This is a genomic window from Roseicyclus marinus (assembly GCF_030163795.1).
Classification (GTDB): Bacteria; Pseudomonadota; Alphaproteobacteria; order Rhodobacterales; family Rhodobacteraceae; genus Roseicyclus; species Roseicyclus marinus.
The window spans coordinates 47857-62515 of sequence record NZ_JASJOF010000006.1 but is presented as its reverse complement, the minus strand read 5'-3'; the positions used below and the strand labels follow the sequence as shown (position 1 = coordinate 62515).

The 14659-nt window shown below is 64.1% G+C and carries 16 protein-coding genes; 10 read left to right on the top strand and 6 right to left on the bottom strand.

The annotated features are described in order from the left end of the window. The first annotated feature begins 24 nt into the window (after nt 1–24). From QQK63_RS10675 to QQK63_RS10655, 5 genes are all read left to right on the top strand, one after another. On the top strand, nt 25–966 hold the full coding sequence (locus QQK63_RS10675) for a 1-phosphofructokinase family hexose kinase (protein ID WP_336618784.1): 942 nt from the start codon (nt 25–27) through the stop codon (nt 964–966). Nucleotides 967–1220: 254 nt separating this feature from the next. Further along, nucleotides 1221–1376 carry a light-harvesting antenna LH1, beta subunit gene (gene pufB / locus QQK63_RS10670; RefSeq protein ID WP_277822569.1) on the top strand — a complete coding sequence of 52 codons (156 nt, stop codon included), beginning with the start codon at nt 1221–1223 and terminating at the stop codon, nt 1374–1376. A 13-nt stretch (nt 1377–1389) separates the two neighbouring features. Beyond that, the gene (locus QQK63_RS10665; protein WP_277822567.1) at nt 1390–1731 is read left to right on the top strand and encodes a light-harvesting protein; all 342 of its coding nucleotides are present in this window, start codon (nt 1390–1392) and stop codon (nt 1729–1731) included. Between the two features lie 128 nt (nt 1732–1859). Next, on the top strand, nt 1860–3371 hold the full coding sequence (locus QQK63_RS10660) for a PucC family protein (RefSeq protein WP_277822565.1): 1512 nt from the start codon (nt 1860–1862) through the stop codon (nt 3369–3371). After that, nucleotides 3343–4023: a hypothetical protein gene (locus tag QQK63_RS10655; RefSeq protein WP_277822563.1), complete on the top strand. Its 681-nt coding sequence runs from the start codon at nt 3343–3345 to the stop codon at nt 4021–4023. The genes QQK63_RS10660 and QQK63_RS10655 overlap by 29 nt, the downstream gene beginning before the upstream one ends. Before the next feature lie 56 nt (nt 4024–4079). Here the strand turns inward: QQK63_RS10655 and msrA are convergent, their stop codons facing one another. From msrA to mepK, 3 genes are all read right to left on the bottom strand, one after another. Then, on the bottom strand, nt 4080–4595 hold the full coding sequence (gene msrA / locus QQK63_RS10650) for a peptide-methionine (S)-S-oxide reductase MsrA (RefSeq protein WP_277822561.1): 516 nt from the start codon (nt 4593–4595) through the stop codon (nt 4080–4082). After that, nucleotides 4592–5041, bottom strand: a complete 450-nt coding sequence (gene msrB, locus QQK63_RS10645; protein ID WP_277822558.1) for a peptide-methionine (R)-S-oxide reductase MsrB — start codon at nt 5039–5041, stop codon at nt 4592–4594. Before msrB ends, msrA begins: the two co-directional genes overlap by 4 nt. Nucleotides 5042–5176: 135 nt before the next feature. Further along, entirely contained in the window at nt 5177–5737 is a 561-nt protein-coding gene (gene mepK, locus QQK63_RS10640) for a peptidoglycan L,D-endopeptidase MepK (RefSeq protein ID WP_277822556.1), read from the bottom strand. 370 nt (nt 5738–6107) lie between these two features. Here mepK and QQK63_RS10635 point away from each other — a divergent pair, with 370 nt between their 5' ends. Genes QQK63_RS10635 through QQK63_RS10620 form a run of 4 tightly spaced genes read left to right on the top strand, consistent with a single transcriptional unit; the run spans nt 6108 to nt 10370 of the window. After that, nucleotides 6108–7706 (top strand): L,D-transpeptidase family protein, encoded by a 1599-nt coding sequence (locus QQK63_RS10635; protein WP_277822554.1) that lies wholly within the window; start codon nt 6108–6110, stop codon nt 7704–7706. 45 nt (nt 7707–7751) lie between these two features. Beyond that, nucleotides 7752–8849, top strand: coding sequence for a UDP-3-O-(3-hydroxymyristoyl)glucosamine N-acyltransferase (gene lpxD, locus QQK63_RS10630; RefSeq protein ID WP_277822552.1), 1098 nt, complete (start codon nt 7752–7754; stop codon nt 8847–8849). Nucleotides 8850–8881: 32 nt separating this feature from the next. Continuing rightward, nucleotides 8882–9151, top strand: coding sequence for an acyl carrier protein (locus tag QQK63_RS10625; protein WP_277822550.1), 270 nt, complete (start codon nt 8882–8884; stop codon nt 9149–9151). A 7-nt stretch (nt 9152–9158) separates the two neighbouring features. Beyond that, nucleotides 9159–10370, top strand: coding sequence for a beta-ketoacyl-[acyl-carrier-protein] synthase family protein (locus QQK63_RS10620; RefSeq protein WP_277822548.1), 1212 nt, complete (start codon nt 9159–9161; stop codon nt 10368–10370). Between the two features lie 67 nt (nt 10371–10437). Here the strand turns inward: QQK63_RS10620 and QQK63_RS10615 are convergent, their stop codons facing one another. Beyond that, the gene (locus QQK63_RS10615; RefSeq protein ID WP_277822546.1) at nt 10438–11094 is read right to left on the bottom strand and encodes an invasion associated locus B family protein; all 657 of its coding nucleotides are present in this window, start codon (nt 11092–11094) and stop codon (nt 10438–10440) included. A 377-nt stretch (nt 11095–11471) separates the two neighbouring features. Here QQK63_RS10615 and QQK63_RS10610 point away from each other — a divergent pair, with 377 nt between their 5' ends. Further along, nucleotides 11472–13052 (top strand): helicase HerA-like domain-containing protein, encoded by a 1581-nt coding sequence (locus QQK63_RS10610; RefSeq protein WP_277822544.1) that lies wholly within the window; start codon nt 11472–11474, stop codon nt 13050–13052. A gap of 61 nt (nt 13053–13113) precedes the next feature. Here the strand turns inward: QQK63_RS10610 and QQK63_RS10605 are convergent, their stop codons facing one another. Together QQK63_RS10605 and ppk2 are read right to left on the bottom strand one after the other, a co-directional pair. Continuing rightward, nucleotides 13114–13731, bottom strand: coding sequence for a TetR/AcrR family transcriptional regulator (locus tag QQK63_RS10605; RefSeq protein ID WP_277822542.1), 618 nt, complete (start codon nt 13729–13731; stop codon nt 13114–13116). Nucleotides 13732–13735: 4 nt separating this feature from the next. Then, entirely contained in the window at nt 13736–14626 is an 891-nt protein-coding gene (ppk2, locus tag QQK63_RS10600) for a polyphosphate kinase 2 (RefSeq protein ID WP_277822540.1), read from the bottom strand. Between the last annotated feature and the right edge of the window lie 33 nt (nt 14627–14659).

The following is a 14659-nucleotide window of genomic DNA, read 5'->3' as shown; positions in this document are numbered from 1 at the left end:
GGCCTCCGCAGGATAGGACGGATCATGGCCATCCTGACCGTCACCCTGAACCCGGCAATCGACCTCGAGACCACGACGCCCCAGATCGTGCCGGGCGAAAAGCTGCGCTGCACCGAGCCAAGGCGCGATCCGGGCGGTGGCGGGCTCAACGTCGCGCGCGCGATCACGCAACTGGGCGGGCAGGCCGTGGCGCTGGTGGCCGCGCAGGGGATGGCGGGTGCGGAATTGGCGCGGATGCTGGCCGATCACGGCGTGGCGATGGAACATCTGCCCGCGCCGGGCGATCTGCGCCAAAACCTGTCGGTGATCGAAGGGGCGTCCGGGCAGCAGTTCCGGTTCATCTTTCCCGGCCCGACGTGGGCCGCAGCGGATATGGCCGGGGTTCAGGATGCGCTCTTGAACCGCGCGGGACCCGGCGATTGGCTGGTGCTGTCGGGATCCTTGCCACCGGGGATCGCGCCCGAGGCACAGGTCGCGATGGTGCAGGCGCTGACAGGGCAGGGCGTTTTGGTTGTCGCGGACACATCGGGCGCGGCCTTGGCGGCACTGGCATCGGCGCGCACCTTGATGGCCGTCTTGCGGATGGATCAGGTCGAATCCGAAGCACTGGCCGGCCGCGCCCTGCCGGATCTTTTCGACAGCGCGGATTTCGCCGCAGATTTGGTGCGATCAGGGGCGGCCCGGACCGTGATCCTTGCGCGCGGGGCCGAGGGATCGGTCCTTGCCGCCGAAACGGGGCGTTGGTTCGCGCCCGCAGCAGATGTTCCGGTCGTCTCGCGCACCGGGGCGGGGGACAGTTTCGTGGCCGGGGCGGTTCTTGCCTTGTCGCGCGGCCAGCCTTTGCCGGAGGTGTTGTCTTGGGGCTGCGCTGCCGCTAGCGCCGCGGTGACGACGCCCGCCACCGCGCTGTGCGAGGCGGCGACACTGCAAGCGCTTTTGCCCCTGTGTGGGGCAAGCGCGATCTGACTTCGCCCGATTCGAAACTAATTTCTGCGTCAGCGGATGACCCCCGACGGGCTTTTGCGGCAATATCGCCGCCTGCAAGCGCTTTGGATTCCAAGGCTCTGGGTGAAAGATACTGTCACGTTAGATTTACAGTTGAAACTGCCCATCTGTCATGTCAGCCTGACAGTATTGGCGCTGTAGGGGCGACCTTCCGGTGTCCAGGAGCGGCGCGGCATTGTGCCCGCCGGTTTATCGCAAGAAAGGAGGGGCGGCACATGGCCGACGATCCCGATAAGGTCTGGCCGACCGGTCTGACCCTGAAAGAAGCAGAAGAGGTGCACAGCTACCTCATCGACGGCACGCGTGTCTTTGGCGCGATCGCGCTTTTGGCGCATGTGCTGGTCGCCGTGTCCACACCGTGGCTCGGTTGAGGGGAGACGCATCATGAACAACGCAAAGATGTGGCTTGTGGTCAAACCGACCGTGGGCGTTCCCCTCTTTCTCGGTGGCGTGGCGGTGACTTCGCTGGCCGTGCACCTGTCCGTGATCGGTGCGGGTGTCGGATCGTGGTACAGCCCCTATGTGACCGGCGGCGGATCCTCCGACAGCGCGGCGCTTGAAACGGCACCCTCGATGCTGCCGGCCTCGGCCGATGCGACAGCGGCCCTGCCGATGTTCATCGAGGCGAATGCCGACGGCTCGCAATCGCTGCGCGTCATCCTGCCCGATGGCCGGACCGCGACACTGGTGGTGGACGATCTGACCCAGGCCGCGCTGCGGCAATAGGGGCTGAACGCATGCCGAACGACCGTGACACACGGGTCGGAGGCCGCGGCTGATCCCGCACCCCCGACCCGATTCCGGCCCGCCCCCGGAAACATGATGCAAACGGGCGGATTGGACGTTTTTCCAGCATGGCCATTCTTCGCGACACAGCGCTTCGCAAGATCCAGGGTATCGCTCCGCGCTTCCTGCCCTTTGCCGATGTCGCAAGCGAAGCCGTGCCCTTGTCGCGCCTGTTGCGGTTGTCGCTGTTCCAGGTGACGGTCGGCATGGCGTTGGTGCTGCTGGTCGGCACGTTGAACCGGGTGATGATCGTGGAACTTTCGGTTCCTGCCTCGCTCGTGTCGCTGATGATCGCCCTGCCGCTGGTCTTTGCGCCCTTCCGGGCCCTGATCGGCTACAAATCCGACACCCACAAATCCGCCTTGGGTTGGCGCCGCGTTCCCTACATCTGGAAGGGGACGATGCTGCAATTCGGCGGTTTTGCCATCATGCCTTTCGCGCTGCTTGTGCTTTCGGGGTTCGAACAGGCCGCCGATGCGCCGGCATGGATCGGGCAGGGGGCCGCGGCACTTGCCTTCCTTCTCGTCGGGGCGGGCGTGCATATGGTGCAGACAGTTGGCCTCGCGCTGGCGACCGATCTGGTGGAGGTGGAGGATCAGCCCAAGGTCGTGGGCCTGATGTATGTCATGCTGCTGTTGGGGATGATCGGATCGGCCTTGGTCTTCGGCTGGCTGCTGCAGGATTACAGCCCGGGCAAGCTGGTGCGCGTGGTACAGGGGGCGGCCGTGATCACCATCGCGCTGAACCTGCTCGCGCTCTGGAAACAGGAGCCTCGCGACCGCGACCGCGCCAACCGTGTGGAAACTCATCCCGAATTCCGCGACGCGTGGCGACTTTTTGTACAAGGGCGCACGGCGGTTGGCCTATTGATCGTGATTGCGCTGGGGACCATGGGCTTTGGCATGGCCGATGTCCTTTTGGAACCCTATGGCGGTCAGGTTCTGGACCTGTCGGTCGCCGCGACGACCCGGTTGACCGCCGTACTCGCGGCAGGAGGGCTTGTCGGTTTCGCCATCGCATCCCGGGTGCTGATGGATGGCCGTGACCCGTTGGACGTGGCTTGGTGGGGCGCGCTGATGGGCCTACCGGCCTTTGCACTGATCATTGCCGCAGGGCCAATGAGCTCGGGCATCATGTTCGTGATCGGAACAGGTCTTGCCGGTTTGGGCGCGGGGCTTTTCGGGCATGGGACGCTGACAGCCACGATGCGCAGCGCGCCGCGCGCGCAGGTCGGACTGGCGCTTGGAGCCTGGGGCGCGGTGCAGGCGACGGCGGCGGGCATCGCCGTGGCGCTTGGCGGTATCTTGCGCGACCTGATCCTTGGCTTGCCCGGATCTGGCGGGTTCCGCCCAGAGGCGCCTTACACGCCCGTCTTTGCCCTTGAATTCGCGCTGCTGCTGACCGCAGTTGCCGCGATCTTCGCCGTGCGCCGAAAACAGGCGCGACTTTCCCAGACCGCAAACTATGTTTCCAGCCAGGATCGACCGGGTCCGAACGCTGTGCCCAGTGACCCAATGCCGCCCGACCGGCGGCCGACAGGAGGAGAGCCACATGACCACCGTCGTCTCACGGCTTTATGACAAGGTCGATACCGCCCGACGCGTCGCGGACAAATTGCGCGCCCAAGGCTTCCCGGAAAGCACCATCACCCTCGTAGCCAGCGCCGATGCGGATGCTATGGCGGCCGCCCGCGTAAGCGAGGGGGCAAGCGCCGCATACGCCCGCAAGATGACCGAAGGTCAGGCTGTGTTGGTCTGCCGAGCGCCCGTGACGCCATTCGGCGCCGCGCGCACCGCTATGGCGATTGCCGACAGCGAAGCCTGGATCGATGCCGGACGCGGGGCCTGCAACGAGTATATCCGCGAGGTCGCGGACCTGTCGGCCAAGACGCCCAGCGTCCTGACGAACCATCCCTTGATGATGACGCGTGACGATTACGTTGGGTCGGGATGGGCGGGCTGGACGCTGTCTGGCGTGTTCATGTGGCCGACCGTCTCGCGGCGGCGCGACTACAAACTGTCCGTGATGCGGGGCACACGCTACATGTCGCGCGGGTTCTGGCCGCGTCCGCTGCTCAGCAACAAACCGCGCCGCGTGACGGCGATCCGGGGCGGGCGCCTGATGCTCAGTTCCGCGCGCTCGGTCTCGTCGCCGGCCAAATCTTCGGTTCTGACGGGGCATCCGCGTATTTTCGAGAAATTCGGCTTCCGCAGCCTTTCCTCCCATCGCTGACGCAAAGCGGCGGACCGAGAAAAAAAGGCCGGGCGTTTCGCCCGGCCTTTTCACATTCACTCGGCCGCCGCGCGCCGGGGCAGGACCCAGTTGGGGCGGGCGAAATGGCATGTATAGCCATTGGGGAGGCGTTGCAGGTAATCCTGATGCTCGGGTTCGGCCTCCCAGAAGGGACCGACCGGTTCCACCTCCGTCACAACCTTGCCGGGCCACAAGCCAGAGGCCTCCACATCCGCGATCGTGTCGAGGGCGCAGGCGCGCTGCGCCTCGTCCACGAAATAGATCGCCGAGCGGTAGGACATGCCCCGGTCGTTGCCCTGACGGTTGAGCGTTGTTGGATCGTGGATCTGGAAGAAGAATTCGAGGATCTCGCGATAGCTGATCACTTCGGGGTCGAAAATGATCTCGATCCCTTCGGCATGGGTGCCGTGGTTGCGATAGGTCGCGTTGGGCACATCGCCGCCCGTGTAGCCCACGCGCGTCGCGATCACGCCGGGTTTGTGCCGGATCAATTCCTGCATGCCCCAGAAACAACCGCCGGCCAGTACGGCCCGTTCTCTTTGCGTGCTCATGCCACATCCTCCACTTGGTCCAGATACGCGCCGTAGCCCTCGGCCTCCATGTCGTCGCGATGGATGAACCGCAGGGCCGCGGAATTGATGCAATAGCGCAAGCCGCCCCGGTCGCGCGGTCCATCGGGAAAGACATGACCCAGATGGCTGTCGCCATGGGTCGACCGCACCTCGGTCCGGATCATGCCATGGCTCAGGTCACGCAATTCGGTGACATGGGCGGGCTCGATGGGTTTGGTGAAACTGGGCCAGCCACAGCCGCTTTCGTATTTGTCGGACGAGGCAAACAGCGGTTCGCCCGAGACGATATCGACGTAGATGCCGGGCTCCTTGTTGTAGAGGTATTCACCCGTGCCCGGCCGTTCCGTGCCTGAGGCTTGCGTGACGCGGTATTGCTCGGGGTTGAGGCGGGCGATGGCGTCGGGGTCCTTGATGTAGCGGGTCATGCACGCTCCTGCTCCGTGGGATCTGGTCGATATATGGGGGCGCGGATGCGTCCTGTCCAACCCGCCCGATAAACGAAAACCCCGCAGGCGGGGCTGCGGGGCGTGATGTCGGTGGACAAGGAAAGCGTGGTCAGGTCAGCCGCCCCAGCTCCGGACCGGGCCGCAATCCATGTGAACGAAGTTCGACCGGGAGTAGCGGCCCACGCCGCCGGCGTTGCAGGCGCGCGCCGCGTTGAAGATTTGGTTGACGGACCGGGAATTGATCCGCAGGTCCGCCGCCTCGCCTTGCATATGGAGCGAATTGCGCGCCACACCCGAAGACCGGCTGCGCAGCATCGCGTTGGTTTCCGGGCTGCGGTAGCCAGACAAAAGCATGTAGGGCTCAGAGGTTTCCAGCAAGCGATGGGCGGCCGTCATGATGTCGATGGTACGCGCGTCGATCGTATGGACCTGATTGTTGCGCCAGTCGCGCATGAAAAAGCTGATCTCCTCGAGGGCAGGCGCGATGTAGTCGCCCTCGATCCAATAGATCATGTCGATCGTTTCACCCGCGCGGCCGTTGTACATCTTGATGCGGCGCACATCACCGGCCCCGCGCAGAAAGCCCGTCGCGTTGGCCATAACTGGTGCCGCGGTCACGGCAGTCGCAGCAAACGCGCGCAATAGCGCGCGGCGCGAAAACGTCGTCGTCGTCATTGGTCAGGTTGCCCCATGTCTTGCCCGTCCGTGATGCGCCGATCCCTTGTTCCGGAACCTTCAAGGCGCGTGCCATCCCCAGGCGCTGTGAGATTCATGACACAACTGAAACTTTCGTGAAAGTCCTTGTTGCCGACCCAATGTGCCACGGCCCCAGTTTCGGCGAAATTTCGCCTGCCATCGATTCGTCAGCCGCCCGTCCGTCCATGTTTTCCTGACCTTCCGGCGCGGAGAGTCCGAAAATTCGGCCTGTTTCCGCGCGACCCTAGGCCAAAAAACTATCAACAAAGTGAATGGACAGTGTCGCGTCGACGCTGTTTTGCTGTATCCATAAGATAACCAAAGACATTCGAACCGAGGGTTGCCCGCAATGACGTTCAGGATCGCCCGTTCCGCACTTCTGGCCGCGACGATGGCCATGGCACCTGTCCTCGTGACGACAATGGCGCCCGCACCCGCCAGTGCGCAGGCATTTTCAGCTCTGCGGCAGGCGATTGCCGAAGCGGCCGCGCAAGACGAGGCGCTGGTCGCCTTCTACCGGGATCGGGATTTCGAACCCGTTTGGACCGTGACCGAGGCGGCCGAGCGGCGCAATGCGCTCATGCGCGCGCTGGAGCAGGCGCATGTGCACGGGCTGCCGACCGACCGCTATGACATGGACGGCTTGCGTGCGGCATTCGAGGCGGCGACGAACCCCTATTTGCGCGGGCAGGCGGATGTCTTGGCCAGCCGTGTCTTCCTCCAATATGCGCAGGACGTGCATGGCGGCTTCCTCGATCCGTCTTCGATCATTCCCGACATCTTCCAGGATCTTCCGCACCGCGACCCCTACGGCCTGATGTCGGAATTCCTCGACAGCAATCCGCATCAGTTCATGGCCACGCTCCCGCCGCAAAGTCCTGGGTACACGCGCCTGCTGCGCACCAAGCTGGAGCTCGAGGCGCTGGCCGCTGAAGGCGGTTACGGCCCGACCGTTCAGGCAGGCACCCTTCGGCCCGGCGACACCGGCGTGGCAGTCGTGCAATTGCGCAACCGGTTGATGCGTATGGGATATCTCGACCGTTCCGCCACGGCCGAATATGACGCGGCGCTTCAGGCCGCTGTTGTGGCGTTCCAAACCAACAACGGCATCACCGCCGATGGCATCGCCAATTCCGCGACCATCGCCGCCGTGAACCGGTCGATCGAGGACCACTGGAACGAGGTCGTCTTGTCCATGGAGCGTCATCGTTGGCTCAACGATGGGCAGGTCCATGACCGGCTCATCTACGTCAACCTGACCGATTTCCATACCCGCGTCATCGACAATGGCGAGGTGACCTTTGTCACGCGTTCCGTCATCGGGGCGCGCGACCGCCAGACGCCTGAATTCTCGGACGAGATGGAACACATGGTCATCAACCCGAGCTGGTATGTCCCGCGGTCCATCGCGATGCGCAGCTATATTCCGAACATCCTTGCGGGTGGCAGCACCTACATGCAGCTGATGTCGAACGGGCGGCCGGTCAACAGGGCCAATATCGACATGAGCCGGTATACGGTGAGCAACTTTCCCTTCGACCTGCGCCAGCCCCCGGGGCCGCGCAACGCGCTTGGCACGGTCAAGTTCATGTTCCCCAACCGCCATGCGATCTACCTGCATGACAGCCCCGAGCAGCACCTGATGAATTACGAGGTGCGGGCGTTTTCGTCGGGCTGCATCCGGCTCGATGACCCGCATGATTTCGCCTATCATCTGCTGGCACGCCAGACCGATGATCCGGTCGGATTGTTCCAGGGGATCCTGAACACCGGCGAGGAAACCTATCTCGATCTGGACGTGCACATTCCGGTCCACCTGACCTATCTGACGGCCTGGGTGGAATCGGATGGCCATATCCAGTTCCGCAACGACGTCTACGGGCGTAACGCGCGGCTTTCGGCGGCGATCCAGTCGCTTGGGGTGGCCATGCCCGAGCCAGCCAGCTAAACGCTGGTCCCGCGGCAGCAGGCCGGAAGGCGCAGGCGGGCAAGCATGACGGGCTACACCATCCAACAGATCGCGGCGTCGCTCGGGGCAGAGGCTTTGGGCGACGTTTCTATTGTCGTGACGGGTGTCGCCGAACCCGGCCGGGCTGGTCCGGACGATCTGGCCATGGCGATGAGCGCGAAATACGCTGCCGGTCTCGCGCAAGGATCCGCACGCGCCGCGGTGATCGGGGCGGGCATGGATTGGCGCGCGCTTGGCTTGCAAGCGGCAATTGTCGCGCCTCGTCCACGGGTGGCGATGGCACATGTCACCCGCACCCTCGATCCCGGCCCCATCATCACGGAAGGCATCCACCCGAGTGCCGTGATCGACCCGTCCGCACGGATCGGGGCAGGGGCCGCGATTGCACCCTTCGTCGTGATCGGCCCGGGCGTGAAGATCGGAGAGCGGGCCCGTATCGCAAGCCATGTCTCCATAGCGGAAGGGGCCGAGATCGGGGACGATGTCTTGATCTTGCAAGGCGCAAGGGTCGGCGCCCGTGTCGTGATCGGCCATCGCGCGATCCTTCAACCCGGCTGCGTGATCGGCGGCGACGGGTTCAGCTTCGTCACGCCTGAAACAAGCCAGGTGGAAGCCACGCGCGCCTCGCTGGGAAAATCCGATGGCGCCGTGCCCCCCCAAGGCTGGACCCGCATCCATTCCCTCGGCTCTGTCCGGATCGGCGATGACGTCGAGATCGGTGCGAATGCCACAATCGACCGGGGCACGGTTGCCGACACCACAATCGGCGATGGTACGAAGCTCGATAACATGGTCCATGTCGGCCACAATTGCCGGATCGGGCGCGATTGCCTGCTTTGCGGACAGGTTGGCATCGCGGGTTCCGTCACGATCGGGGACCGCGTCGTTCTGGGTGGGCAGACCGGCGTCGCCGACAATCTCGAGATCGGGTCGGACGTGGTGACGGGCGCATCGACCATCATCCTGTCCACAGTTCCCGCAGGTCGCGCGCTTCTGGGCTATCCGGCCGTTCGCATGGAAATGCAGGTCGAGATGTACAAATCCCTCCGCCGTCTGCCGCGGCTTGCCCAGACCGTCGCAGCCTTGCAGAAAGCCGTTTTCAAGTCCGACAAGACACCTTAAGTGACGAGCAAACCGGGAACGAGGGTTGGGGAATGTCTGACACGATCCGTGACAAGGTGATCGCGATCATCGCCGAACAGGCGGTGCTGGAACCCGGCGACATCGACCCCGAGGCAAGCCTTGCCGATCTCGGCATCGACAGCCTCGGCCTGGTAGAGTCGATCTTCGCAATCGAGGAAGCCTTCGACATACAAGTCCCGTTCAACGCCAACGAACCCGACCAGAGCGATTTCGACATTTCCTCGGTCGCGGCCATCATCGCTGCCGTCGAAGGCCTCGTGGCCGAGCAAAAGGGCGGCTGACCCCGACATGCGCCGCGTCGTCATCACCGGGCAGGGCACGATCAACGCGCTGGGGCATGACGTGCCCAAAACACTCGAAGCGATGCGCGAGGGGCGTTGCGGCATCGCCGAACTGGAACTGCGCGATCTGGACCGTCTCAGCGTCCGCATCGGGGGCCAGGTCAAGGGCTACGACCCCGAGGCGCTCTTCAACCGCCAGCAGATCGCGCTTTATGATCGGTTCACGCAATTCACCCTGATCGCCGCCCATCAGGCACTCGATGGCTGCGGCCTGACCTTCGCGGGCGAATTGGCCACGCGGTCGGGCGTCGTGCTGGGCACGGCGGGCGGCGGCGTGAACACCTGGGATGAAAATTACCGCACGGTCTACGAAGAGGGAAAGAACCGCGTCCACCCCTTCGTCGTGCCCAAGCTTATGAACAATGCCGCCGCCAGCCATGTCTCCATGGAATGGAACCTCAAGGGGCCGTCCTTTTCGGTGGCGACGGCCTGCGCCTCGTCCAATCACGCGATGGGTCTTGCCTTCCAGCTCATCCGTGGCGGGCTGGCCGATGTGATGGTAACCGGCGGGTCCGAGGCGATGCTGTCCTTCGGTGGCGTCAAGGCCTGGGAAGGGCTGCGCGTCATGTCCAAGGACGCCTGCCGCCCCTTCAGCGCCAACCGCAACGGCATGGTGCAGGGGGAGGGGGCCGCCGTGTTCGTCTTTGAGGAATACGAACACGCCCGGAAACGTGGCGCCGAGATCCTTGCCGAGGTGGTGGGTTTCGCCATGACCTCGGATGCCGCCGATATCGTCATGCCGTCGAAACAAGGCGCCGCACGCACCATTTCGGGCGCGTTGAAAGATGCGCGTCTGAACCCCTCGGACGTGTGCTACATCAACGCCCACGGCACCGGCACGGCCGCCAATGACAAGGTGGAATGCGCCGCCGTCGCCGACGCCTTCGGCCATCACGCCGACGATCTGATGATTTCCTCCACGAAATCCATGCACGGGCATCTGATCGGCGGCACGGGCGCGGTCGAGCTTCTGGCCTGCATCATGGCGCTGCGCGACGGGATCATCGCGCCCACCATCGGCTACGAGGAAGCAGATCCGGAATGCGCGCTTGACGTGGTGCCCAATGTTGCCCGCGAAGCCAAGGTGGAGGCATGCCTGTCCAACGCTTTCGCCTTCGGCGGCTTCAATGCGGTGATCGCGTTGCGTCGCGCACCCTGACACATGCTCAAAAATGATAACGCCCGCCCCGGACGGGACGGGCGCTATCCATCCGCCGAAGATAGGATCAATCCGCCGGTGCGGTCGCGCCTTCTGCAGCGCGCAACTGTTCGAACAGCGCCATGGCCACGCCATTGCGTTCTTCGAGGGCCTCGAAACCGGCGGTGAAACCGCGCAGCGATGCGCCAAGCTGCACCACCTGATCCGGGGCCGGCAGCGGCACCAGCGCGACAAAGGCATCCCCGCCCGAGCGGAAGGCGTCGAGATTTACCTCGGTCAGACCCAGCCGCGCGAAACAACCGATGGGCTGGCAAAAGGCAAAGGGAAACTCGGCCCAGTTGCCGTCATCCACCCGCAGCCGCAGCCCCGGTGTCAGCAGCGTGTCGAGCGGCGTGACGATGGTGGCACCCGCAACCACCTGGCCTTCGTCGGGCAGGTCGAAAATGTTGAACTCGGCAACCGCGCCACCGTTGTCGTCAAGCAGCAGCTGGTAAAGCTGGCAAGGTTCAGGCTGGCCTTCCTCGGCGCGGATGCAGCGCAATTCCCAATCGCCATGCGTTTCCGCGACATAGGTCTGGCCGACCTCGCTGACTTCCTGACCGACGGGAAGCCCATCCTCGACCGGGGCTGTTTCGGTCTGGGCAAACGCGCCCATTGGCAAAGCCGCGGTCAGCGCGGCCAGACCTGCCATGCGGATCCCGTGGGAAAACTTCTGAACCGACATGCGATTTCTTCCTTTCGCCTCGTCACCATATTCGACCCTGTCGCTACCATGCCATGGCGGCACTGTCAGGGCCAATTTCCCGTGAACCCCGAGGCCTCGCGACGGGTACCCCACAAAAGCGAAAGGGCCCGAGAAACCGGACCCTTTGCGTGTTTTTTTGTATCTCCCTGTCGGACTGGCCGACTTTCTGAGCGGACGCTATGACAGACCGTCGCATCCGTCAACAGGTCAATCGGGACCGGGACGGACCTTTTTTCAGCGCGCCCGCTATCACCTTACAAGCGTCCCCGGATCGTATCGCTTGGCACTGGCGCAGCAAGGCCAACCTTGTATTCTCGCCCGCGTGACCTGCGTGATGATCTAGGAATGAGGGCGGTATGGAAGACGGTATTTTCATCGGTGGCGGCGGCGAAGGCTATGGCACGGCGCAGCATCTCCTTCTGAAATACGCCAACCGCCATGGTCTGATCGCGGGTGCCACCGGCACCGGCAAGACGGTGACGCTCCAGATCCTCGCCGAAAGTTTCTCCGCCCGCGGTGTTCCGGTTTTCCTGTCTGATGTGAAAGGCGATCTTGCCGGACTTGCGCAAGCGGGCAGCGCCGCCGGCAAGTTGCACGAGGCCTTCACGTCGCGCGCACAGACCATCGGTTTCACCGATTTTGCCTACGCTGCCTGTCCCGTCACCTTCTGGGATCTCTACGGCCAAAAGGGTCATCCGGTCAGGACCACAGTGACCGAAATGGGGCCCCTCCTGCTGTCGCGTCTTCTGGAACTGACAGAGGCGCAGGAAGGCGTGCTCAACATCGCCTTCCGTGTCGCCGACGAAGAGGGGATGGCGCTTCTGGACCTCAAGGATCTTCAGGCTCTCTTGACCTTCGTGGGCGCGGCGCGGGCCGATCTGGGCCTGCGCTACGGCAATATCGCCCCCGCCTCCATCGGGGCGATCCAACGGCGCCTTCTGGTGCTGGAGGGGCAGGGCGGTGACCGTCTGTTCGGGGAACCGGCGCTGGATCTGGCCGATCTCTTTTTGACCGATGAAACCGGGGCTGGCCGCATCAACATTCTTGCCGCCGACAAGCTGATGGCCTCGCCCCGGCTCTACGCGACCTTCCTTTTGTGGCTTCTCTCCGAATTGTTCGAAGAACTTCCCGAGGTGGGCGACCCGGACAAGCCCAAGCTCGTTTTCTTCTTCGACGAGGCGCATCTGTTGTTCGACGATGCGCCCAAGGCCTTGGTCGACAAGGTCGAACAGGTCGCGCGCCTGATCCGGTCCAAGGGCGTGGGTGTCTATTTCGTGACGCAGAACCCCGCGGACGTGCCCGAGGATATTCTCGGCCAGCTGGGCAACCGGGTTCAACACGCTCTCAGAGCCTATACCGCCAAAGATCGGCAGGAATTGAAACAGGCGGCTCAGAATTACCGCGATAACCCCCGCTTCGATATCGAGGATGCGATCCGCGAGGTCGGGACCGGCGAGGCGGTGACCTCGATGCTGGAACGCAAGGGCGTTCCGGGCGTGGCCGAACGCACCCTCATACGGCCCCCGTCCTCGCACCTCGGCCCGATCGCGGATGCCACGCGCGCGGCACTGATCGGCATGTCGCCCGTCGCGGGCAAATACGACACGCTCGTCGACCGCGAAAGCGCCTTCGAAATCCTGCAAGCCCGCGCCGCCAAGGCAGCCGAGGAGGCCGCCCGCACCGAAGCCGCCGAGCGCCAGCCGGACCGCCCAGTCGACCCCGACGAGCCCCGCGAATTCAACACCGCCCGCCGCTACAGCGGCAGCCGCGTTGGCACCTCGACTGCCAGCAAGACCACCAGCCGCAGCCGATCCTCCTCCTCCCGCTCCGACAGCGTGGGAGAGGCTTTCGCCAAAAGCTTCGCCAGACAACTCGGCACCCAATCGGGCCGCGCGATCGTGCGGGGCGTGCTCGGCGGCTTGTTCCGAAGCCGCTGACCCCGTATTTGCTGCAAAAATACTCCGGGGGAGACGCCGCAGGCGGCGGGGGCAGGGCCCCCTAGCTGTCGGGTCTGATCAAGCCCAAACCGCGCAGGTAGATGCCGATCCCGGCCTCCAGCAGATCCTCGGGCGAAAAGGGCGATTGCGCACCGGGCCGCCCCCGCGCGAACAATTCCACCACGCCGTGGCTCATCGCCCAGATATGGGCCGAGAACATCGCGGGCGGCGGCCGCTTTTCGGGTGGGATGTGTTGCGACAGCGCCTCGGCCGCCCGTTCGAGAACCGCGCGCGACCGCCCCGCCGCCGCCGCAAGTTCCGGGGTTGCATTCACCGCCGTGCCGCTTTCGAACATCGCCATGTAATGGCCGGGAAACTTGCGCGCAAAGGCAAGATAGGCGCGCCCTGTCGCCTCGAAAGCGGCCAGCGCCGAGGGTTGCCCCTCCGCATAGGCGTGCTCCATCAGATCGGCAAAGATCTCGTGGCCTTGCCGCGCGCATTCCGCGATCAACTGCTCGCGCCCCTCGAAATGGCGGTAAACGGCGGCTGGCGTCACACCGGCGGTCTTGGCGGCTTCCGACAGGGTAAAACCAGTCGGCCCCAATTCCTCGATCAGGCGCAACGCGGCATCGACCAACGCCTGCTTGAGATTGCCGTGATGATAGCCGCGCTTGACCATGGGTTCAGGCCGCGCCGGACGGCGCGTGATCGGTCCAGATCTCGGGTCCGCCGCAGATCGCCGGGTCGGGTGCGCCGACTACGCTCGCATCCTTGCCGGGATAGTCCATGCCCTGCAGGATCGTCCGGATCACGGCCAGCCGCGCGCGACGCTTGTCATCGGAGCGGATCACCGTCCAAGGCGCATGGGCGCTGTGGCTGCGCTCCAGCGTGTCGCGGATCGCGGTCGAATAATCCTCCCACTTGCCAAGGCCCTGCACGTCGATCCAGCTCAGCTTCCATTGCTTGAGCGGATCGCCTTCACGGTCGAGAAAGCGGCGCAATTGCTCGGCGCGGCCCACGTTCAGCCAGATCTTGATCAACCTTATCCCGTCGCCAACCATCATCCGTTCGTATTCCGGCAATTGGTGAAAGAAGGTCTCGCGCTGTTCGGGCGTGCAGAAACCGAAGACATGTTCCACCACGCCACGATTGTACCAAGACCGGTCAAACAACCGGATTTCCCCACCTGCCGGCAGCTGGGCGATGTAGCGCTGGAAATACCATTGCGTAGCCTCGCGCTCGCTGGGCTTGGGCAGCGCGACGATCCCCGCGACCCTTGGGTTTAGATTGGCCGCCACCTGCGAGATGCAGCCGCCCTTTCCCGCCGCATCCCGCCCCTCGAACACGACCGCAACGCGTTGGCCCGTGTCCCGCACCCATGCGTGCCATTTCACCAACTCGATCTGGAGCGCCTCCAACTGATCTTCGTAATCGCCTTTGTCCATCCGCGTCCGGTAGGGGTAGGACGGGCTCAGCACGCTGTCCTTTTTCGCATCGCGGATGGCTGCGCGCACGTCCTGGGGTGCCTGATTTTCGAAATACGCGGTGATGTCGCCGACGAAGGGAACACTCATGCCCGACCTGCCTTTGCGCAAAATGTTATACGC

Coding starts and splice junctions, on each gene's coding strand:
- msrB (WP_277822558.1), bottom strand. CDS start 5,041: ATGACCCGCTACATCAAGGACCCCGACGCCATCGCCCGCCTCAACCCC.
- msrA (WP_277822561.1), bottom strand. CDS start 4,595: ATGAGCACGCAAAGAGAACGGGCCGTACTGGCCGGCGGTTGTTTCTGG.
- QQK63_RS10635 (WP_277822554.1), top strand. CDS start 6,108: ATGACGTTCAGGATCGCCCGTTCCGCACTTCTGGCCGCGACGATGGCC.
- pufB (WP_277822569.1), top strand. CDS start 1,221: ATGGCCGACGATCCCGATAAGGTCTGGCCGACCGGTCTGACCCTGAAA.
- QQK63_RS10610 (WP_277822544.1), top strand. CDS start 11,472: ATGGAAGACGGTATTTTCATCGGTGGCGGCGGCGAAGGCTATGGCACG.
- ppk2 (WP_277822540.1), bottom strand. CDS start 14,626: ATGAGTGTTCCCTTCGTCGGCGACATCACCGCGTATTTCGAAAATCAG.
- QQK63_RS10675 (WP_336618784.1), top strand. CDS start 25: ATGGCCATCCTGACCGTCACCCTGAACCCGGCAATCGACCTCGAGACC.
- QQK63_RS10615 (WP_277822546.1), bottom strand. CDS start 11,094: ATGTCGGTTCAGAAGTTTTCCCACGGGATCCGCATGGCAGGTCTGGCC.
- QQK63_RS10665 (WP_277822567.1), top strand. CDS start 1,390: ATGAACAACGCAAAGATGTGGCTTGTGGTCAAACCGACCGTGGGCGTT.
- QQK63_RS10660 (WP_277822565.1), top strand. CDS start 1,860: ATGGCCATTCTTCGCGACACAGCGCTTCGCAAGATCCAGGGTATCGCT.
- QQK63_RS10655 (WP_277822563.1), top strand. CDS start 3,343: ATGACCACCGTCGTCTCACGGCTTTATGACAAGGTCGATACCGCCCGA.
- mepK (WP_277822556.1), bottom strand. CDS start 5,737: ATGACGACGACGACGTTTTCGCGCCGCGCGCTATTGCGCGCGTTTGCT.
- lpxD (WP_277822552.1), top strand. CDS start 7,752: ATGACGGGCTACACCATCCAACAGATCGCGGCGTCGCTCGGGGCAGAG.
- QQK63_RS10625 (WP_277822550.1), top strand. CDS start 8,882: ATGTCTGACACGATCCGTGACAAGGTGATCGCGATCATCGCCGAACAG.
- QQK63_RS10620 (WP_277822548.1), top strand. CDS start 9,159: ATGCGCCGCGTCGTCATCACCGGGCAGGGCACGATCAACGCGCTGGGG.
- QQK63_RS10605 (WP_277822542.1), bottom strand. CDS start 13,731: ATGGTCAAGCGCGGCTATCATCACGGCAATCTCAAGCAGGCGTTGGTC.